24 protein-coding genes are annotated in these 19836 nt (G+C 56.2%); 13 read left to right on the forward strand and 11 right to left on the reverse strand.

Annotated features, from left to right (window positions below; genetic code table 11):
* Window positions 1-56: 56 nt before the first annotated feature.
* The 10 genes from D777_RS08715 to D777_RS08760 form a co-directional block, all read right to left on the reverse strand.
* Complete coding sequence (locus tag D777_RS08715) at window positions 57-326, reverse strand: HPr family phosphocarrier protein (RefSeq protein WP_036130717.1); 270 nt, start codon at window positions 324-326, stop codon at window positions 57-59.
* Between the two features lie 7 nt (window positions 327-333).
* Window positions 334-1218: an RNase adapter RapZ gene (gene rapZ / locus D777_RS08720; protein WP_036130721.1), complete on the reverse strand. Its 885-nt coding sequence runs from the start codon at window positions 1216-1218 to the stop codon at window positions 334-336.
* 26 nt (window positions 1219-1244) lie between these two features.
* Window positions 1245-1715 carry a PTS IIA-like nitrogen regulatory protein PtsN gene (gene ptsN / locus D777_RS08725; RefSeq protein WP_036130723.1) on the reverse strand — a complete coding sequence of 157 codons (471 nt, stop codon included), beginning with the start codon at window positions 1713-1715 and terminating at the stop codon, window positions 1245-1247.
* 83 nt (window positions 1716-1798) lie between these two features.
* Window positions 1799-2107: a ribosome hibernation promoting factor gene (gene hpf, locus D777_RS08730; protein ID WP_036130726.1), complete on the reverse strand. Its 309-nt coding sequence runs from the start codon at window positions 2105-2107 to the stop codon at window positions 1799-1801.
* Between the two features lie 107 nt (window positions 2108-2214).
* Complete coding sequence (locus D777_RS08735; RefSeq protein ID WP_264673438.1) at window positions 2215-3747, reverse strand: RNA polymerase factor sigma-54; 1533 nt, start codon at window positions 3745-3747, stop codon at window positions 2215-2217.
* Between the two features lie 173 nt (window positions 3748-3920).
* Window positions 3921-4646: an LPS export ABC transporter ATP-binding protein gene (lptB, locus tag D777_RS08740; protein ID WP_036130729.1), complete on the reverse strand. Its 726-nt coding sequence runs from the start codon at window positions 4644-4646 to the stop codon at window positions 3921-3923.
* Window positions 4624-5169: a lipopolysaccharide transport periplasmic protein LptA gene (gene lptA, locus D777_RS08745; protein ID WP_036130732.1), complete on the reverse strand. Its 546-nt coding sequence runs from the start codon at window positions 5167-5169 to the stop codon at window positions 4624-4626. Before lptA ends, lptB begins: the two co-directional genes overlap by 23 nt.
* Complete coding sequence (lptC, locus tag D777_RS08750; RefSeq protein ID WP_081849509.1) at window positions 5153-5803, reverse strand: LPS export ABC transporter periplasmic protein LptC; 651 nt, start codon at window positions 5801-5803, stop codon at window positions 5153-5155. Before lptC ends, lptA begins: the two co-directional genes overlap by 17 nt.
* Window positions 5800-6369, reverse strand: a complete 570-nt coding sequence (locus tag D777_RS08755; RefSeq protein WP_051669024.1) for a KdsC family phosphatase — start codon at window positions 6367-6369, stop codon at window positions 5800-5802. The genes lptC and D777_RS08755 overlap by 4 nt, the downstream gene beginning before the upstream one ends.
* On the reverse strand, window positions 6369-7349 hold the full coding sequence (locus D777_RS08760) for a KpsF/GutQ family sugar-phosphate isomerase (protein ID WP_036130734.1): 981 nt from the start codon (window positions 7347-7349) through the stop codon (window positions 6369-6371). Before D777_RS08760 ends, D777_RS08755 begins: the two co-directional genes overlap by 1 nt.
* Before the next feature lie 188 nt (window positions 7350-7537).
* Between D777_RS08760 and D777_RS08765 the strand changes: the two genes are divergently transcribed.
* From D777_RS08765 to D777_RS08815, 11 genes are all read left to right on the forward strand, one after another.
* Window positions 7538-8353, forward strand: coding sequence for an ATP-binding cassette domain-containing protein (locus D777_RS08765; protein WP_406564772.1), 816 nt, complete (start codon window positions 7538-7540; stop codon window positions 8351-8353).
* The gene (gene mlaE / locus D777_RS08770; protein WP_036130741.1) at window positions 8350-9132 is read left to right on the forward strand and encodes a lipid asymmetry maintenance ABC transporter permease subunit MlaE; all 783 of its coding nucleotides are present in this window, start codon (window positions 8350-8352) and stop codon (window positions 9130-9132) included. Before D777_RS08765 ends, mlaE begins: the two co-directional genes overlap by 4 nt.
* A 35-nt stretch (window positions 9133-9167) precedes the next feature.
* The gene (gene mlaD, locus D777_RS08775; RefSeq protein WP_036130743.1) at window positions 9168-9617 is read left to right on the forward strand and encodes an outer membrane lipid asymmetry maintenance protein MlaD; all 450 of its coding nucleotides are present in this window, start codon (window positions 9168-9170) and stop codon (window positions 9615-9617) included.
* A gap of 50 nt (window positions 9618-9667) precedes the next feature.
* Window positions 9668-10321 carry an MlaC/ttg2D family ABC transporter substrate-binding protein gene (locus D777_RS08780; protein WP_036130746.1) on the forward strand — a complete coding sequence of 218 codons (654 nt, stop codon included), beginning with the start codon at window positions 9668-9670 and terminating at the stop codon, window positions 10319-10321.
* Window positions 10318-10650: an STAS domain-containing protein gene (locus tag D777_RS08785; RefSeq protein WP_036130749.1), complete on the forward strand. Its 333-nt coding sequence runs from the start codon at window positions 10318-10320 to the stop codon at window positions 10648-10650. Before D777_RS08780 ends, D777_RS08785 begins: the two co-directional genes overlap by 4 nt.
* A gap of 100 nt (window positions 10651-10750) precedes the next feature.
* Window positions 10751-10993 carry a BolA family protein gene (locus tag D777_RS08790; protein WP_036130751.1) on the forward strand — a complete coding sequence of 81 codons (243 nt, stop codon included), beginning with the start codon at window positions 10751-10753 and terminating at the stop codon, window positions 10991-10993.
* A 29-nt stretch (window positions 10994-11022) separates the two neighbouring features.
* Window positions 11023-12285, forward strand: a complete 1263-nt coding sequence (murA, locus tag D777_RS08795) for a UDP-N-acetylglucosamine 1-carboxyvinyltransferase (RefSeq protein ID WP_036130753.1) — start codon at window positions 11023-11025, stop codon at window positions 12283-12285.
* A gap of 29 nt (window positions 12286-12314) precedes the next feature.
* Window positions 12315-12962 (forward strand): ATP phosphoribosyltransferase, encoded by a 648-nt coding sequence (hisG, locus tag D777_RS08800; RefSeq protein WP_036130756.1) that lies wholly within the window; start codon window positions 12315-12317, stop codon window positions 12960-12962.
* Window positions 12963-12992: 30 nt separating this feature from the next.
* Window positions 12993-14312 carry a histidinol dehydrogenase gene (gene hisD, locus D777_RS08805; RefSeq protein ID WP_036130758.1) on the forward strand — a complete coding sequence of 440 codons (1320 nt, stop codon included), beginning with the start codon at window positions 12993-12995 and terminating at the stop codon, window positions 14310-14312.
* Window positions 14305-15357, forward strand: coding sequence for a histidinol-phosphate transaminase (hisC, locus tag D777_RS08810; protein ID WP_036130761.1), 1053 nt, complete (start codon window positions 14305-14307; stop codon window positions 15355-15357). Before hisD ends, hisC begins: the two co-directional genes overlap by 8 nt.
* A gap of 165 nt (window positions 15358-15522) precedes the next feature.
* Window positions 15523-16266, forward strand: coding sequence for a Nif3-like dinuclear metal center hexameric protein (locus D777_RS08815; protein ID WP_036130764.1), 744 nt, complete (start codon window positions 15523-15525; stop codon window positions 16264-16266).
* Window positions 16267-16460: 194 nt separating this feature from the next.
* On the opposite strand, the gene D777_RS08820 is transcribed toward D777_RS08815, so the two are convergent.
* Window positions 16461-16910: a YhcB family protein gene (locus D777_RS08820; RefSeq protein WP_036130766.1), complete on the reverse strand. Its 450-nt coding sequence runs from the start codon at window positions 16908-16910 to the stop codon at window positions 16461-16463.
* A 230-nt stretch (window positions 16911-17140) separates the two neighbouring features.
* Here D777_RS08820 and zapE point away from each other — a divergent pair, with 230 nt between their 5' ends.
* Both zapE and D777_RS08830 read left to right on the forward strand, forming a co-directional pair.
* Complete coding sequence (zapE, locus tag D777_RS08825) at window positions 17141-18238, forward strand: cell division protein ZapE (RefSeq protein WP_227501731.1); 1098 nt, start codon at window positions 17141-17143, stop codon at window positions 18236-18238.
* Between the two features lie 87 nt (window positions 18239-18325).
* A complete protein-coding gene (locus D777_RS08830) occupies window positions 18326-19510 on the forward strand; it encodes a thiolase family protein (protein WP_036130771.1) in 1185 nt (394 codons plus the stop codon).
* The last annotated feature ends 326 nt before the right edge of the window (window positions 19511-19836 follow it).

Raw genomic sequence — 19836 nt, forward strand, 5'->3', positions numbered from 1 at the left:
TGGTGAGGAGTAGTTGTAGGTGAATGCCGCAGAGCGCAGCGTCGGTACTCAAGGCGTTATTCGCCCTCTCCAAAGTAGTCGTTGATCAGGCCTGAAATGGCGTTCACGGCGTCCTGTTCATCGGGGCCATCCACAATCAGTTCGACTTCCGTGCCCTGGCTGGCAGCCAGCATCATGACCTGCATGATGTTCTTGGCGTCCACCTCGCGACCTTTTCCGCTGATTCTTACGCTGCTTGAAAACTCGGAGGCCGTCGCCACCAGCTTTGCAGTCGCCCGTGCGTGCAGTCCCAGCTTGTTGATGATGGTGATTGGATGGCGAATCATTGCTGGATCAGGTCTCCCCCCGCGTCTGCAGGTGCGGTAACTCGGTGTGGCGAACCTGGACGTTGCTGTAGCTTTGGCGGAAATAATTGCCCAGTTGTTCGCAGACGTACACCGAACGATGCTGTCCCCCGGTGCAGCCAATGGAAATGGTCATGTAGCTACGATTGCTGTCGGCAAATGATGGCAACCAGGTTTCCAGGAAGGCGATCAGGTCATCAATCATCTTTCGGGACGCCGGTTCTTTTTCAAGGAAATCGATAACCGGCTGGTCAGTCCCCACGAATTTTCGCAAGCTGGTATCCCAATAGGGGTTAGGCAAGCAGCGGACGTCAAACACATAGTCCGAATCCAGTGGTACGCCGTGCTTGAATCCGAAGGACTGAAACAGCAGAGCCAGCTCCTGATCCCTCCTGCCAACAACCCGTTGTTTGATGATGTCTCGCAGCTCATACATGGACATGCCAGTGGTGTTGACGTAAAGGTCGGAGAGCTTGGAGATGGGCTCAAGCAGAACCTTTTCATTATTCACGGCTTCCCTGAGTGAGGTTTTTTCATCGCTCAGTGGATGCTTGCGGCGGGTCGCATGAAATCGCTGCAGCAGGGATTGTTCGTCGGCATCCAGGTAGATGATCTCGACGGTGATGCCGGTTCCCTGGAGTTTCTCGTAGATCGCCTCGAAGTTGGCAAGCTCTCCGGACAGATTTCGGGCATCGATACTGACCGCCATCTTGCTCAGCCGCCCGGGAGCAGCCTTCTCCGTCGCTTCCTGTGTCAGATGGGAGAGCAAGCCTATCGGAAGGTTGTCGATGCAGTAGAAACCGAGGTCTTCAAGGACATGCAGCGCTGTACTCTTACCCGAGCCGGACCTACCGCTGACAATGATCAGTTTCATGGTCACCCCGTATCCAGGTGTCAGTTTCAGCTATTGCCTGCGATCATGCGTTCGTAAAGGGTCTTGGCGTCTTCGGCCTGCCTCAGGCGATCGCAGAACGCGCGTTCGTTGAACTTTTCAGCGAGTTGGCTGAGCAGTTCAAGGTGTTCGCTGGTGGCCTCTTTGGGCACGATTAGAGCAAAGACCAGGTCGACAGGCTGGTTGTCGATCGCATCAAACTCGATGCTTTCCTCGATAGTGACCAGGGCACCAATGACATGGCTCAGCCCTTCAAGTCGGCAATGGGGGATGGCAATGCCCTGTCCAATACCCGTGGAGCCCAGACGCTCGCGTGAGACCAGATTGTTGAAGATCTGGGTGTCGCTGAGCGAGCTGTCATGTTCATGGATATGCTCGGCAATGAATTCCAGAACCCGCTTCTTGCTGGATGCTGCCACCCGACAAAGGGTGAGTTCCGGGGCAAGGATGTTGTCTATGGTCAGGGATGTGTCGCTCATGGATCGACTGCATTTCCGTAAAAAAATGCTGCGGCAGGTGAACCTAGCCGCAGCGCGTTCAGGGGTAACACACGCAATCGGGGTTATCGGCCGCCGTTTCCGTGCATCCGGTCTACATTCTTTTCCTTGTGCTTGAGGATCTGGCGGTCCAGTTTATCCACCAGCGCATCAATCGCTGCGTACATGTCCTCACTTTCTGCCTTTGCGTGGATTTCACCACCAACCACGTGAAGAGTGCCCTCGGCGAGCTGACGCACCTTGTCCACTTCCAGTGTCACCTGACAATTGCTGATGTGGTCAAAGTGGCGCTCGAGCTTTTCGAATTTCTCGGAAACGTATTCCTTCAGGGAGGGGGTCAAATCTACGTGATGGCCTGAAATATTGAGTTGCATAGGCGTCTCCTGTTGTCATCGTGCCGGTATTCCTTACCGGGCTTGATGCCGGCACGTCGTGCGCCGGCGATTATAGTTGCCAGGAAGATCAGTAGACCAGAACCTTCCTATACCAGTCGTTTGCGTTCATTCGAGGGCGGAATATGCATGGCCTCCCGATACTTTGCTACCGTTCGCCGCGCTACCTTGATGCCCTGTTCCCCTAGCATGGCTGCAATTTTACTGTCGCTCAACGGCTTTTTCGGAGTTTCAGCCGCGATAAGCTTTTTGATCATTGCACGGATTGCCGTCGACGAACACTCACCGCCCTCGTCAGTACTCACGTGGCTTGAGAAGAAGTACTTCAACTCGAAGATGCCCCGTGGGGTATGCATGTATTTCTGTGTTGTGACGCGGGAAATTGTGGACTCATGCATCTCAACGGCCTGGGCGATATCGGAGAGGATCAGCGGTTTCATGGCCTCCTCCCCGTGATCAAGGAAACCCTGCTGGTGCTCGACGATTCGCGTTGCAACCTTGAGCAGGGTTTCATTCCGGCTTTGCAGGCTCTTGATAAACCACTTGGCCTCCTGGAGCTGGTCCCTGAGGTAGGTGTTGTCGGCACTGCTGTCTGCACGCTTTATAAGAGAAGCATAGCTCGCATTGACGCGAATGCGTGGTGCAATTTCCGGATTTAGCTCAACTCGCCAGCGACCTTCGTGCTTTCGGACGATGACATCCGGGATCACGTAGTCGGGTTCGGCGCGATCAATGACTTCGCCGGGGCTCGGGTTCAGTCCGGTGATCAGCGCAAGGACTTCACGCAGTTGATCTTCTTTCAGGCGGCTTCGGCGAAGTAACTGGGCGTAATCGCGATTGCCCAGCAAGTTGATGTAGTGGGTGATTACCAGCCGGGCTTGAGCCAGCCAGGGTGTCTCCGGTGGTAGCTGATTGAGCTGAATCAGCAGGCATTCCTGGAGGTCTCTGGCAAAAACGCCGGGAGGATCGAAATGCTGAAGCCTATGCAACACGGCTTCGACTTCGTCGAGTTCGAGAGGCTCTTCTTCGTTCTCGTCCACCAGCCCGGCGTGAATGTCCTCAAGGGAGCTGCTGAGGTATCCCCGATCATCCACGGCGTCCAGCAGAGAATGGGCGATGGCCATGTCCCCTTCGCTCAGAGGCGTCAGGTTCAGTTGCCACTCGAGGTGATCGTGGAGTGTTTCCGTCGGCGAGTTACGGGTCTCGAAGTCGTGGTCGCTCTCATCGTCGTTACGAGCCGCAGGGGCGGGAGCCGACTGGTAGATATCGTCCCACGCCGTATCGACTGGCAGATCGTCCGGGATGTTGTCGGGGACTTCATTCTCGCTGGCCCAGTCCGGCCCGTTTTCGGGTTCGTCCCATTCAGGGGAGGTGTCTTGTGCGCTCTCGCTTTCTGCAGAACCTTCCGTATCCGCAGTGGCTTCGGCGTCTTCCGTGGCGGACGCTTCCTGCTGCTCATCATCCTCAGAGGTTTCCAGCATGGGGTTAGACTCGAGGGCCTGCTGGATTTCCTGTTGGAGGTCGAGCGTGGAGAGTTGTAGTAGCCGGATCGCCTGCTGAAGCTGGGGCGTCATGGTCAGGCTCTGACCCAGCTTTAGTTGTAATGAGGCTTTCATCACCATGATTCAGGATCCGTTACTTATCAGCGCTTTGTGCTATTTGGTACTACGTATTACTACGAGGAGCTCGGAAAAATGCCAATTATGGCGGCCACTTGCTGCGGCAGATGTCACCCTAGCAAGTTCTTTGCCGAGTTTACTTGCTCCAGATCATCAACACAATCAGCCAAAGGACGTCAGAGGCGGAATTCATTACCGAGGTAGACTTCCTTTACCTGTTGGTTAGCCAGGATTGCTTCGGCATTGCCAGATGCAATGATGTGCCCGCCGGACACAATGTAGGCATTCTCACAGATGTCGAGGGTCTCACGCACATTGTGGTCAGTGATAAGTACGCCGATGCCCTTGTCCCTGAGGTGGCGGATGATGTGCTTGATGTCGCTGACTGAAATAGGATCGACACCGGCAAAGGGTTCATCAAGCAGGATGAAGGCTGGCTCCATCGCCAGGGCTCTTGCGATTTCGACCCGGCGCCGCTCACCGCCCGACAACGCCATGCCGACACTGTCACGGATGTGAGTAATGTGGAACTCTTCCAGCAGTTCCTCGAGTTTCCGCTCACGATCTGCCCGGTTAAGGGCCTTCCGGGTCTCCAGGATGGCCATGATGTTGTCCCGCACCGTCAGCTTGCGAAACACAGAGGCTTCTTGCGGAAGGTAGCCGATCCCTTTGCGGGCACGGCCATGCATCGGCAGTGGTGTTATGTCCTCGCTGTCGATGGTGATCCGCCCGTGGTCGGCGGGAACCAGTCCCACAATCATGTAAAAGCAGGTGGTTTTGCCAGCGCCGTTAGGACCGAGCAGGCCAACGATTTCCCCGCTGCGGATTTCCAGGGAAACGTCGAGTACAACTTTTTTCTGCTTGTAGCTTTTTGCCAGGTTACTGGCTCTCAGAATTGCCATCGGATCCCTGCTTGGTGCTGCGTGGCTGGATGACCATTTCAACACGGCCGTTGCCTGAGTCGGTGCCGCCTTCTGCGGTGACGACACGGCGGACAGTATCATAATGAATGATGTCACCGCGGAACAGGTTGCCGTCCTGTTCAATGACGGCCTCCCGCTCAAACGTCAGTTCCCGGTCGCTTGCAGACCAGGTAATGCGGAGTGCCTTGGCGTCGGTTTCGCCATCGCCGTCACGGGTGGGCTGACGATAGTGTGCGGGGCTGCCGGCGGCTTCGATGCGGCTCAGGCCATTGTCATCCCGGTAAAGCGTGACGGTATCGGCGGTCAGTCGGGTCTTGCCCTGGGTCAGTTCCACGGTACCGGTGTAGGTGGCTATGCCGCTGGAATCATCCAGGCGGGCGTTGTCAGCACTGACCAGAATCGGCGTTTCCGCGTTTAGGTCAAACGCCATCGTCGGGCTTGTCGCCGTCAGGGCCAGGAGGGCCGCGACGGGACTCAGGAATAGTTTAACGACCGATTTCATAGCGTCCTTCCACCTGGGAATTGAGTTCCAGAATACGTTTGTCGAGCCATGCTCTCATGCCTGTTGCTCTCGTGGTACCTGTGACGTCTGTGATTTCGACAGGGGCGTCGGTGTAGATAGTTCCGGTATCGTTATCGAGTGTCAGGGAGGAGGTTGTCAGTGTGGCCTCTCTGTCACCGATGCGGCGAACAACGCGCACATCGCCCGTCAGATACAGGATGTTTTCATTTTGCAGAAGGCTCCCGTTCTGGGCTTCGACCACCCAGGGCTCGCTCGACTGTTTGCCGAAAAGCTCTGCCCGGGGTGATGTGATGGTCGCCATATTGCCCTCTTCGAATTGTTCGATGCGTGGGCTGGTAAATCGAACTTTGACGTTGCCCTGTTCATCGTAAGAAAGATATTGCCCGTTCACGATGAATCCGTCTGGCTCAGCCATTCCCCTGAGGGCGGCTGCTTCATCCTGAATGAGCGATGGTTCATCGCTGCGCCATAGAAGTAAGACAGTGGCTACCACAGTGCCTGCCAGGGCCAGCGTTCGTAGCCAGGGGCGGTTCTCAAGTGTGAGTATTGAAATGACGGAGTTGTCGGTAATCTCGGTGTTCTCCGGACCGGCGCTGGAGGCGTCCTGGCTCATTTGTCAGACTCCAGGTATCTCTCCAAAGCGCCGCCAAGTTTGCCTTGTGAGTAGAGGATAAGATCGCAGGCCTCCCTGACCGCGCCACTGCCGCCGCCGGCCTCGGTGCAGTAATCGGCGTGTTGTCGGACCAGCCAGTAGCCATTGGGAACCGTAATGCCCAGTCCTGCAAACTGGATAGCAGGTAAGTCGGGCAGGTCATCGCCCATGTAAGCAATGGCGCTGGCGGGAACGTCAAGCGTGTTCACAAGTTCCTTTAGCGCCACTTTCTTGTCTTCCCGTCCTTGCATGAGGTGAGGTATGCCCAGGTCGCTCATGCGCTTCTGGGTAAGTGGTGAGCTTCGGCCGGTGATGACCGCAACCGTGATGCCGGCTGCCATTAGCTGTTTCAGACCCAGGCCGTCCAGGATGTTAAAGGCCTTGAGTTCATCGCCCTGGGCGCTGAAGTACAGGCGGCCGTCGCTCATGATGCCGTCAACGTCAAGGGCGATCAGGCGCACGCCGGCCGCTTTGCTGAGTAGGGTCTCGGACCAGTGTTTGCTCAGGGGGGGGAGTATCTCTGACATCAGATCACTCCGGCCCGGAGCAGGTCGTGCATGTTGATGGCACCCACGAGCTCGCCCGTTTCATTGGTGACCGGAAGCGCATTGATTTTCATCTCTTCCATGATGTTCAGGGCTTCTGCCGCCAGGTGATCGGCTTGAATGGTCTTGCCATTGCGGGTCATGACCGCCTCGATGGTGGTACTGTGAACATCCAGGTTGCGGTCCAGTGTGCGCCTCAGGTCTCCATCCGTGAATACGCCGGTCAGCGCGCCATCAGGGCTGACGACGGTTGTCATGCCCAGCCCTTTGCGGGAGATCTCCAGTAGGGCACCGCTTAATGTTGTGCCTTCGGTGACCTTGGGAATTCGATCGCCAGTGTGCATGATGTCAGAGACTTTCAGCAGCAGGCGTCGTCCAAGGCTGCCACCAGGGTGGGAAAAGGCAAAGTCTTCAGCGCTGAAGCCCCGGGCTTCAAGAAGTGCGACCGCCAGGGCGTCCCCCATGACCAGTGTGGCGGTGGTACTCGATGTTGGCGCCAGTCCCAGGGGGCAGGCCTCCTCGGAGACGCTCACATCAAGGTTGGCCACAGCTTCCCGGGCCAGAACGGATTCTGGGTTGCCTGTCATGCTGATCAGCGGTGCGCCCATGCGTTTTATGAGCGGCAGAATGGTGACGACTTCGCTGGTGTTGCCACTGTTCGAAATGGCAATGACCACATCCTGGCTTGTGATCATGCCCAGATCGCCGTGGCTGGCTTCCCCCGGGTGTACAAAAAACGAGGGGGTTCCCGTGCTGGCCAGTGTAGCGGCAATCTTGTTACCGATATGGCCTGACTTCCCCATTCCAGTGACGACCACACGCCCCTGGCAGGCCATGATGACTTCGCAGGCGCGGCGGAACTCGTCATTGATTCGCGTTGTCAGTGAGTCGATGGCGTCACGTTCGATGCGGATGGCACGAAGTGCGGACGTGTGGAAATCCAATGCAGTCTGTTCGGTCATCTGGCCTGGTGCCCTGTTCGCTGGAGAGTGCGCTGTAAAGTTTGCCGGCAGTATATCATTTTCGGCGTTACACGCCGCCGTTACGGAATGTTCAGTCAAACTGACCATTGCGATCAATACATTTTGCCATCTACGGATTGAGCTTGGCGGCCGCTTGGCATAATGTACCCCCTCGTTAAAAGGTAGGCATTATGGATACACCGGCGTACGTTTCGCTCAAGGACGTTGTTTTCTCCCGCTCGGATCGCCGCATTTTTGATGGCGTTACCCTGGATATCCCGCGTGGCAAGATTACGGCCATCATGGGGCCGAGTGGCACCGGTAAAACAACATTGCTCCGTTTGATCGGCGGCCAGCTTCGGCCGGACTCCGGTCGCGTTGAGGTCGATGGCCAACAGGTCCCGGAACTGAAACGGAAGCAGTTGTATGCGCTGCGGGAAAAGATGGGGATGCTTTTTCAGAGCGGAGCTTTGTTTACCGATCTTAGTGTTTTCGAGAATGTCGCCTTTCCTCTGAGGGTTCATACCTCTTTGCCCGAGGATATGATTCGGGACATCGTCCTGATGAAGCTTGAAGCGGTTGGGCTTCGAGGGGCTCGGCGATTGATGCCCTCAGAGCTCTCCGGGGGCATGACTCGCCGGGTTGCCCTCGCCAGAAGCATTGCCCTGGACCCCGAATTAATCATGTATGACGAGCCTTTCGCCGGGCAGGATCCAATTGCGATGGGGGTGCTGGTCAAGCTTATTCGCGATCTTAACCGGTCCATGGGCCTCACCAGCGTGCTCGTTTCCCACGATGTACCGGAGTCGCTGAGTATCTGCCATTACGCCTGCATCATTGCCGACGGCAAGGTGATCGGCGAAGGCACGCCGGAAGAACTGCGTCAGCATCCGTCCCGGCAGGTTCAACAGTTCCTGCAGGGGCAGCCGGATGGCCCGGTTCCGTTCCATTATCCGGCAACCGACCCGGCGGAAGACTATGGCCTGAGTGGAGGTGTGTCTTGATTGACAGAATCGCATCCCTGGGCCGCCTTGGACTCGATATAGTGACCTCCTTTGGGCGCTCCGGACAGTTTCTGGCGGGCGTGCTTGCCGGCGTTCCCCGGCCGGTGACCGGCTTTCCGCTGCTGATCAAGCAGTTGTATTCGGTGGGTGTGCTGTCACTGGCTATTGTGGTTGTTTCTGGCCTGTTCATCGGGATGGTTCTCGGCCTTCAGGGCTACACTATCCTCAGTGACTATGGTTCCGAGGCCGCGATCGGGCAGATGATTGCCCTGACGCTGGTTCGCGAGCTGGGGCCAGTGGTTACGGCGCTGCTATTTGCCGGCCGCGCCGGATCTGCACTGACCGCCGAGATAGGGCTTATGAAAGCCACTGAACAGCTTTCGAGTATGGAAATGATGGGAGTGGATCCCCTGCGGCGGGTTATTGCGCCAAGGTTGTGGGCCGGTTTTATCGCCATGCCGGTGCTGGCGGTTATTTTCTCAGTGGTTGGTATCTGGGGCGGTATGCTGGTCGGTGTCGACTGGTTGGGGGTGTTTGAGGGCTCTTTCTGGGGCAATATGCAGTCGTCCGTGGATTTTGTTGATGACGTCATGAATGGCGTCATCAAGAGTGTTGTATTTGGTTTTGTCTGTGCCTGGATTGCGGTGTATCAGGGCTATGACTGTGTACCGACATCGGCGGGTATCAGCTCGGCAACCACGAAAACGGTGGTCTATTCGTCCCTGGCGGTGCTGGGGCTGGATTTCGTGCTCACGGCCGTGATGTTCGGTGACTTTTAAGTGAAAGATAGACCTTTTGGAAATGGGAGCCGGTAATGGCGCAGAGAACGACGGAGATCATTGTCGGGTTATTCATGATTGCGGGTCTGGCTGCTTTGCTGGTGCTGGCGCTTCAGGTCAGTGGGCTGTCACCCAGTTCTGCAGAAAGCACGTATACGGTATATGCAGACTTCAATGATACGGGCGGGCTGACGCCCCGGGGCCGGGTATCCATGGCCGGCGTCACGGTTGGTACGATCGAGTCTATCGCTCTGAATAAGGAGACGTTCCAGGCTCGCGTGACCATGTCCATTCGCTCGGATGTCGACAACATTCCTGCAGACAGTTCCGCAGTAATACGTACATCCGGGCTGCTTGGGGAGCAGTACATTGATATATCGATCGGTGGGGATATGGAGTCCTTGCAAGCGGGAGACTCCTTTTATTCCACGCAGTCAGCCATGAATCTGGAGCGATTGATAAGCAATTTCGCCTCCGGGCGCTGATGGCCTGGTTGGGCTGTTGCTGATTTGGGAAGGTTTGACGGGAGATTCTGATGGTTTTGTTCAAGCAACGTTTTCTATTCCTGCTGGCGCTGGCTCTGGTGCTGGTGGGGCCGGTCCGGGCGGATGCCGCCGACGACTTGCGGGCCTATGTGGACCAGAATACTCAGCGACTCGTGGAGAGGCTGAATTCCGAGAAAGGGCTTTACGAGAGCGACCCGGAAGCGTTTTATGCCAGCATGGACGAAGCGCTCAGTGAGTTTGTTGATTTTCGCCGGATCGCGGCTCGGGTCATGGGGCGTTACGCGCGCCAGACCACGCCCGAGCAGCGTGATGAATTCGTGGCAAAATTCAAACGCAGCCTGTTTGACAGCTACGCCCAGGCTTTAGTGAACGCGGACGAATTTGAAATCATCGTCAAAGAGGCGGTCATCAATCCCAACAACGATGGTCGTGCCTCCGTTGATATGGAGGTGATCAGCGCCTCGGGTAATCGGTACCCGGTGATTTATTCGATGTATCGAAACAAGGAAGGGCAATGGCTGATGGAAAATGTCATCGTTGAAGGGGTGAACATCGGTCTGGCTTTCCGCGATCGTTTCACCCAGGAAATGGAAGAGAATCGCGGTCGTGTTCAGGCCGTGATTGATGGTTGGGGCGATGCGGTCGAATCCCTCAATCTGGATGAGGAAGTTGATAAATCATGAGCAAGGCTTCTGCGGAAGTCCGGCTGAATGAATGCGTGCTCTCTGTTACGGGAGAGGTTGATGTTGCTTCTGTTGTTGCGCTGCGCAAACAGGGCGAAACGCTGATCAGCCGCTCAGACCGGGATTTGAGTGTTGACCTCTCCGGTCTGGATACCGCTCACAGTGTCATTCTCTCCATGCTGCTATGTTGGCAGCGTTACGCCGGTGCGCTTGGTCTTTCGCTGGACTTCAAGGGTGCCAGTGATCGTCTGGCGGCCCTTGCCGCACTCAGCAATCTGGATCAGCAGTTCGCTGGTTTCACCGAAGTATCTGCTGCTCACGCCCATTGATCGTCAGATTCTCTCCCGGGTTACTGTTTGGTAAAGCTGACCCGGGCAGCGTAATTGGTTACAATCTCGCCCCTGATTTTTAAACACCCGAGGATTTTTTATGGACGCCACCGAAGTCGCTGAGTTGGTCAAGGAATCGTTGCCAGGTTGCGAGGTTCAGGTTCAGGTCGATGGTACCCATTATATGGTCGTTGTGGTGGGTGACGTATTTGAAGGCCTGTCGACGATCAAGCGGCAGCAGCTGATCAACAAGGCGCTGTTCCAGCAAGTGATGGACGGTACGATTCACGCTTTGCACCCGCGCGCTTTTACTCCCGCGGAATGGGCTGAGCGCCAGGGCTGATTTGGCCCCAAAACAACAGGATAATCATTGTGGATAAACTTCTGATCGGAGGCCGCAGGCCTCTGGATGGTGAGATCCGGATTTCCGGCGCCAAGAACGCGGCGCTGCCAATCCTGGCGGCGACTCTGTTGGCGGACGAGCCGGTTACGGTCGGCAATCTGCCTCACCTGCACGACGTGACAACCATGATCGAGCTGCTCGGCCGGATGGGCGTGGAGTTGCTGATCGACGAGAAGATGAGCGTCGAGGTGCACGCCAATACCATCAAGCAGTTCCACGCGCCGTATGAGCTGGTCAAAACCATGCGTGCCTCAATTCTGGTTCTCGGGCCTCTGGTGGCACATTTCGGTGAGGCGGAAGTATCTCTGCCAGGCGGATGTGCGATCGGAAGTCGTCCGGTGAACCTGCACATTCACGGCCTCGAACTGATGGGCGCGGATGTGAAGGTCGAAAATGGCTACATCAAGGCCAAGACCAATGGTCGCCTGAAGGGGGCTCATATCTTCCTGGACACGGTCACGGTTACCGGTACCGAGAACCTGATGATGGCCGCTGCCCTGGCCGATGGTAAAACCATCCTTGAGAACGCAGCACGCGAGCCTGAAGTGGTTGATCTGGCGGAATGCCTGATCGCGATGGGCGCAGATATCAAAGGGCACGGTACGGCGACCATTGAGATCAACGGTGTCGAGCGTCTGCACGGATGTCACTACGATGTCCTTCCGGACCGTGTTGAGACCGGCACCTATCTGGTGGCCGCCGCAGCGACCGGTGGCAGGGTTAAGCTGAAGGATACCCGTGAAGACCTGCTTGAAGCGGTCTTGCTGAAGCTCGAAGAGGCGGGTGCTCATATCAGCACTGGCAAAGACTGGATCGAGCTGGACATGAAAGGTAATCGCCCGAAGGCGGTCAGCCTGCGCACCGCGCCATATCCGGCCTTTCCGACCGACATGCAGGCCCAGTTCGCGGCGATGAACACGGTGGCCGAAGGTTCTGGAACGATCGTCGAGACCGTGTTTGAGAACCGCTTCATGCACCTTCAAGAACTGATTCGCATGGGTGCGGACATCACGCTTGAGGGTAATGCTGCCATCATCAAGGGCGTGGATCACCTTAACGGTGCTCCGGTCATGGCAACCGATCTCCGGGCTTCTGCCAGCCTGGTCATTGCGGGGCTGGTGGCCGATGGCGACACCATCGTGGACCGCATCTATCACATTGACCGCGGTTACGAATGTATTGAAGAGAAACTGCAGTTGCTGGGTGCGAGCATTCGCAGGCTGCCGGCATAACAGAGACCAACGGGAAACCGGAAGGACGAATGACAGATTCCATCACCATTGCATTGTCGAAAGGGCGGATCCTCGAAGAGACGCTGCCATTGCTGGCCGAAGCGGGAATTGAGCTGGTCGACGATGTCAAAAAATCCCGAAAACTGGTGTTTCCCACCACCGATCCCGACGTCCGTGTGCTGATCATACGTGCGACCGACGTGCCGACGTATGTTCAGTACGGTGGAGCCGATCTGGGTGTGACCGGCAAGGACGTGCTGATGGAGCATGGCGGGGAAGGGCTTTACGAGCCGCTGGATCTGAATATTTCCCGGTGCCGCCTGATGACCGCCGGTCCCAAGGATCAAACGCCTCCGAACGGACGTATCAAGGTGGCGACCAAGTTTGTGAATCTGGCTCGAAGGTACTATTCCGCGCAGGGTCGGCAGGCCGATATCATCAAGCTCTATGGCGCGATGGAGTTGGCTCCGATCCTCGGGCTGGCGGACGAGATCGTCGACATTGTCGATACCGGCAACACGCTGAAGGCCAATGGCCTGGAAGCGCGGGAGCTGATTGAGCATATCAGCAGCCGATTGGTCGTGAACCGTGCATCGATGAAGATGAAGCACGGGCGGATTAACCCGATTATCGAGAAGATGTCGGCGGCTGTCGAGAAACGGCGCGCCGAACAATAAGTCCACCTCTCCTGACGCAGGAATGATGACATGACCGACGTGAGTATCAAACGACTGAATGCCTCCCAAAGCGACTTTGACAGTGCGTTGAACACGCTGCTGGCTTGGGATGACAGTGTTGATCATCAGGTAAATGAGTCGGTGCGTCATATCCTGCACGAGGTAAAGACCCGCGGCGACCAGGCGGTTCTGGAGTTTACTGAGAAATTTGATCGTCTGAACGTTGCAAGTGTTTCTGAGCTGGAGATGGATCAGGGGCGTTTGCAGCAGGCTCTTGATGCCATTCCTCAGGATCAGCGGATTGGCCTTGAGAAGGCCGCTGAGCGGATTCGTGATTATCACGAGCGCCAGAACCAGAAATCCTGGCAGTACGAGGATCAGGACGGCACCGTGCTGGGACAGAAGGTGACCCCTCTGGATCGCGCTGGCCTGTATGTGCCAGGTGGCAAGGCTGCGTACCCGTCATCGGTCCTGATGAACGCGATTCCTGCCAAAGTGGCTGGTGTCAGCGAGGTCGTGATGGTTGTTCCAACGCCAGACGGTGTTGTGAATGACATCGTGCTGGCAGCGGCGGCGATTGCGGGCGTGGACAGGGTGTTTACTGTCGGCGGTGCCCAGGCGGTTGCGGCGTTGGCTTACGGTACAGAGACTATTCCGCCCGTCGACAAGATTGTGGGGCCGGGTAACATTTTTGTGGCAACCGCCAAGCGTGAAGTGTTTGGGGTGGTCGGTATCGATATGATCGCCGGGCCCTCGGAAATTCTGGTGATCTGTGATGGAAAAACCGATCCGGACTGGATCGCCATGGACCTGTTTTCCCAGGCCGAGCACGACGAACAGGCTCAATCTATCCTGATCAGCCCTGATGCCGGGTTCCTGGATGCTGTCGAAGCCAGTATCAACAAACTGCTGCCGACCATGGAGCGTTCTGAAATCATTGCCGAGTCGATGGGAAGCCGGGCAGCGCTGATTCAGGTTTCGAATCTGAGTGAAGCAGCGGCAGTGTCAAACCGGATCGCGCCAGAACATCTGGAGCTGTCTGTTGAGGATCCGGAAGCTCTGGTGGAAGAAATCCGCCATGCCGGCGCGATCTTCATGGGCCGCTACACGGCGGAAGCTCTGGGTGACTACTGTGCCGGACCGAACCACGTTCTGCCTACCAGTGGAACGGCGAGGTTCTCTTCACCGCTGGGTGTTTATGATTTCCAGAAACGTTCGTCTCTGATCGGGTTCAGTGCCAAAGGCGCGGACCGTATGGGGCGGGTTGCCTCCGTGCTTGCCAGGGGGGAAGGTCTGACCGCTCACGCCCGTTCAGCCGAGTACCGGATTACCGGAGGTGGTGATGAGTAAGTTCTGGAGCCCGCTGGTAAACGACCTTGTTCCGTATGTTCCCGGTGAGCAGCCGAAGGTGGCGAATCTGGTCAAGCTGAACACCAACGAAAACCCGTACGGTCCCTCTCCCAAGGTGCTTGAGGCCATTCGGGGAGAGCTGGATGAAAGTCTTCGCCTATATCCGGACCCGGAAGGTGAAAGCCTGCGACAGACCATTGCCGATTATTACCAGGTGACGCCTGAGCAGGTCTTCCTGGGTAATGGCTCTGACGAGGTGCTGGCGCATATCTTCTATGGTCTGTTCCAGCATGGTGAGCCGGTGCTGTTCCCGGACATCACTTACAGTTTCTATCCGGTATACTGCGGCCTCTACAAGATCGAGGGTCAGCCGGTTCCGGTGACCGATAGTTTCGAAATTGATCCCGAGGATTACAAGCAGCCGAACGGCGGGATTATCTTGCCGAACCCGAATGCGCCGACTGGTCGTTATCTGGGGTTGGGGCATATTGAAGACATTCTCAAGTCCAATCCCGATCGCGTGGTTGTCATTGATGAAGCCTACGTCGATTTTGGTGGCGATACGGCCATTGCTCTGGTTGATCGTTATCCGAACCTGCTGGTCAGCCAGACCCTGTCGAAAGCGCGTTCACTGGCAGGGCTTCGTGTCGGGTTTGCCGTTGGGCATCCGGATTTGATCGAAGCGCTGAATCGGGTCAAGAACAGTTTTAACAGCTATCCCCTGGATCGTCTGGCCCTGGCGGGTGCCCAGGCTGCTTTTGAGGACGAGGAGTGGTTCCAGAAGTGTTGTCATGGTGTGATTGCCGAGCGTGAGCGTCTGACGGCTGCCCTGGAAGGTCTGTCCTTTGAGGTTTTGCCGTCCAAAGCCAACTTTGTGTTTGCCCGGCATACAACGAAGTCTGGTGCAGACATAGCGGCGGGGCTCCGGGAGCAGGGGATCATTGTTCGACACTTCAATAAGCCGCGTATCCAGGAGTTTCTGCGGATTACCATTGGTACTCCTGAGCAGAATGATGCCTTGATCTCTGGGCTTCAAACCCTCTAGCCTTTCAGTTCCCGGGAGGAGCGTGACAAGAACCCTCTCCCGGGAACCGCTACCAGCACATCCATGTGCGCTTGGCTCCGGCCATCCTTGGCCTCCGACATTCCCGGGAGAGGGTTCTTGCCACGCTCTTCTGGCTTCTGAGATATAGTCGCTTGGAGAAAATCTATGGCACCCCGGAAAGAAATTCTTCGAACCATTAATGAATGGCTTCAGCCCGAAAATTTCCAGGATTACTGCCCGAATGGTCTTCAGGTTGAGGGAACCGAAGAGGTCGCCACGATTGTTTCCGGCGTTACCGCTTCCAAGGCACTGATTGACGCGGCCGTGGAAGCCGATGCGGATATGATTCTGGTTCATCATGGCTACTTCTGGAAAGGTGAGGATCAGCGTATCCGGGGCATGAAGCGAGAGCGCATCAAGCAGCTCCTGGATCACGACATTAACCTCGTCGCTTACCATCTCCCGCTCGATGATCACCCCGTGTATGGCAATAACCGACAGCTGGCGGATGTTCTGGAAATCCAGAATCCGCGTCCGCTGGGCGGTCTGGTTTGGGAGGGAGAGTTATCCGAGCCCATGTCACCTCAGAAATTCGCTCTGCATATCGCCCGGAAACTGCACCGTGAGCCGCTTTGGGTTGGTGATGGAGCGGCTGAGATCAAGCGAGTAGGGTGGTGCACAGGCGCCGCCCAAGGGTTTATTGATGCTGCACTGGGTGCCGGTCTGGATGCGTACATCAGCGGAGAAATTTCAGAGCCGACGACTCATACTGCAAGAGAGTGCGGTATCCATTATTTTGCCGCGGGGCATCATGCCACTGAGCGATACGGAGTGCAGGCGTTAGGTGAGGCGCTTGCGAGAGAGTTTGGCGTGAAACACCAGTTTATCGATTGTGATAACCCGGTATAGCCTTTAAGTCCGTGGGGCCTCCAAATGGGCCGGAGAGAATATCGCTAAGTCTGAAGAGCGGGGCGGGGTATGGCTGCCGAAACTGTGCGGAGCCATGGATGGCGGAGCTCAAGCGTCACATGGATGTGCTTGAGCGGGTTTTGGCAGCCATACCGCGCCCTGCTCAAGCACCAATCTAAAAGTCCCGAAAAGAGTCAGGCCTGAGTCGTAGGCTTGGCCTGCTCACCCTTCTTCAAGCCATAATCCTCAGCCAGGGTCCCCTTGGCCTCCGGATCTGTCTTCGGAGCATAGTCCCGAGGCGGCTCGACACCGTCATCGCTGACTTCCTCCAGGCGCTTACGGGACGTCTCCTGGGCAAGCTCTTCCATCCAGTCTTCGTCATTGCACAAACGATTCGCGCCACGGGCCATGTGCTGGTTTACGTCGCGATACGCATCGTTGAACCGGCGAAGCAAGTGAGCGGACTCCATAAAGTGCTCATTCACCTGGGCCTGGTAGCGAGTGTATTCGCTCCTGAGCTCTTCAATCTGTTGCTCCGCACGACGCTGTCGAAGCGTTGTTCCCTGCCCGGAGCGGCCAACAAAAACCCCGATGACAATGCCAACAACCAACGCGGCAATCGCTGCCAGAATCAGGTTCGTCATATGCTGTGTCGTCCTTTTGCCTTTAAGTGAGCCAAGCCCTGTTAACCAGTATAACGTCCGAAGCCTGATGAGCCCATGCCTTGCGCGTGCGCCTATCGTCTTATTGCTTCAAACGCCGCCAGCGTGGCGAAAAAAGCCGAAATGAGAGATAATGCCGCGCCCAATTTATTGTTCAACACTCCGGGAATGTCTCAATGACCGCAGCTATCTCCGCAGACACCAGTGCGCACCTGACTCCATGGGAACGATACCAGAAGGATCTTGAACGCCCGGATTTCCAGAAAGATGCCGCGCAGGAAGACGCGGTCAAGCGCCTGCAAGCACTTTACGACAAACTGGTTGAAGCCGAAAGTGATCGCCCGAATACCATGGCCAGATTGCGCAAGAAGTTCAAGAAAGGCAAGGAAGAGCCTGTCACCGGCCTGTATTTCTGGGGTGGAGTTGGTCGTGGCAAGACCTACCTGATGGACACCTTCTACGAGGCCCTTCCGTTTGATCGCAAAATGCGGGTCCATTTTCACCGGTTCATGCAGCGGGTACACACCGAACTCAAATCGCTTAAGGGCGAAAAAAATCCGCTGGAGATCGTGTCTAAAAAGTTTGCTGATGAAACTCGAGTAATCTGCTTTGACGAGTTTTTTGTCTCCGACATCGGCGATGCCATGATTCTCGCCACGCTGATGGATGGCCTGTTCAGTCGGGGCGTTACGCTGGTCTGTACATCGAATATTGTGCCGGATGGCTTGTATAAGGATGGCTTGCAGCGTGCGCGATTCCTGCCGGCGATCGAGCTGGTTAAAAAGCACACTGATGTGGTGAATGTGGATGGTGGCGTAGATTATCGACTGCGCACCCTCGAACAGGCCGAGCTCTTTCATGCGCCGCTGGATGATGAGGCCGATGTAAGTTTGCGCAAGAGCTTTGATGCGCTGGCCGTTGAGGCAGCCAAACATAGCAGTTCCATGGAGATCAATGGTCGTAAAATTCCAGCGCTGGCACATGCAGACGATGTTGTCTGGTTCGACTTCAAGGCCGTGTGCGACGGGCCGCGTAGTCAGAACGACTACATTGAGCTGGCCCGCCAGTTCCACGCCATTATCATCAGCAATGTCCCCATTCTTGGCGGAGACAAAGACGATCAGGCCCGCCGTTTTATCAATATGATTGACGAGTTTTACGACCGGAACGTAAAAGTCATTATTTCTGCGGAAGCTCCAATCACCGAGCTCTACGCAGGTGGAAGGCTGAGCTTTGAGTTTGAGCGGACCGAGTCCCGTCTGCTTGAAATGCAGTCTCAGGAGTATCTTGAGGCGCCCCATAAACCTTGATCGAACTATAAGAGAATTCAGGCCCACTGAATCGAATTGCGGACACATAAGAACCCGAATCACAGAGTGACAAGAGAGATCCAGATTATGAGCAACGATTGCGTAGTGATTGTTAGTGGCGTACGTACGCCCATGGGTGGTTTCCAGGGTAGCCTGGCAGACGTTGGCGCCACTGATCTTGGCGCCATTACCATCGCCGAAGCCGTGAAACGCGCCGGTCTGCAGCCTGCGGATGTGCAGGAAGTCATCATGGGTAACGTGCTGCCTGCGGGCTTGAAGCAGGGGCCGGCACGTCAGGCCATGCGTAAGGCCGGTTTGCCGGACAATACCGGTGCTACCACCATTAACAAACTCTGCGGCTCCGGCATGAAGGCAACCATGTTTGCCCATGACCTGATCAAGGCGGGCACCAACGATGTCATGGTTGCCGGCGGCATGGAAAGCATGTCTAACGCCCCCTATGTTCTGCAGGGTGCTCGCAAAGGTTATCGTATGGGGCCTGGTCCCGCGCCTCAGGACCACATGTTCCTGGACGGCCTGGAAGATGCCGAAACCGGCCGCCTGATGGGTGCCTTTGCCCAGGAAATGGCCGATAAGAAGGGATACACTCGCGAAGAGATGGATGATTATGCCATTAACTCCCTCAAACGCGCTCAGAAAGCAATCGAGGAAGGTTTCCTGAAGGATGAGATCATCCCGGTTACCGTGAAAACCCGTAAGGGTGAAACCGTTGTCGAGGACGACGAGCAGCCGCTGACCGCCAACCTGGATAAAATCCCGACGTTGCGCCCGGCGTTCGCAAAAGACGGTACCGTAACGGCGGCGAACGCGTCCTCCATCTCTGACGGCGCTTCCGCGCTGGTTCTGATGCGCGAGTCCGAAGCTGAAAAGCGTGGCCTGAAGCCCCTGGCTCGCATTGTTGGTCACAGCACCCAGTCCCAGCATCCGTCAGAATTCACGTGCGCCCCGGTTGGTGCGATCGAAACCCTGTTTGGCAAAACCGGCTGGACGAAAGACGACGTTGATCTGTTCGAAATCAACGAAGCCTTCGCAATGGTTGCCATGATGCCAATCCGCGAACTCGGCCTCGACCCTGAAAAGGTCAACATCCACGGCGGCGCCTGTGCCCAGGGTCATCCTGTAGGCTCCACGGGTTCCCGTCTGCTGGTCACTCTGATGTACGCACTGCAGCGCTACGGCAAGAAGAAAGGTGTTGCAGCCCTGTGCATCGGTGGTGGTGAAGCTACTGCTATGGCGATTGAGCTGCTTTAAGCCGCTTTAGCGCTCTCGGGATGGGGTGTGTCTTGTTCGCTGCCCCATTCTGAAACCCTCTGTGAATACCTCCCTGTTCGCTCCCCCTGCGCAAGCACTCCAAACGCAAAAAAAACCACAAAAACCATAGTGGTTGCATCCCAATTTGTTGTCTATAGTGATTCCAAGCGAGTACCACCCCGGTAGGAAAAGAGGGATGAGAGCAAAATCATACTTTTGACTGATCAAAGCACTCGACAGCGTTAGCTATAGTGCCAACATCACGAGCACTGTGCATGAAGCCTCCAATTCATCGTGAACACCAATAATCAGAGCAGCGACTCAGA

The organism is Marinobacter nitratireducens, from assembly GCF_000708045.1.
Lineage (GTDB): Bacteria > Pseudomonadota > Gammaproteobacteria > Pseudomonadales > Oleiphilaceae > Marinobacter > Marinobacter nitratireducens.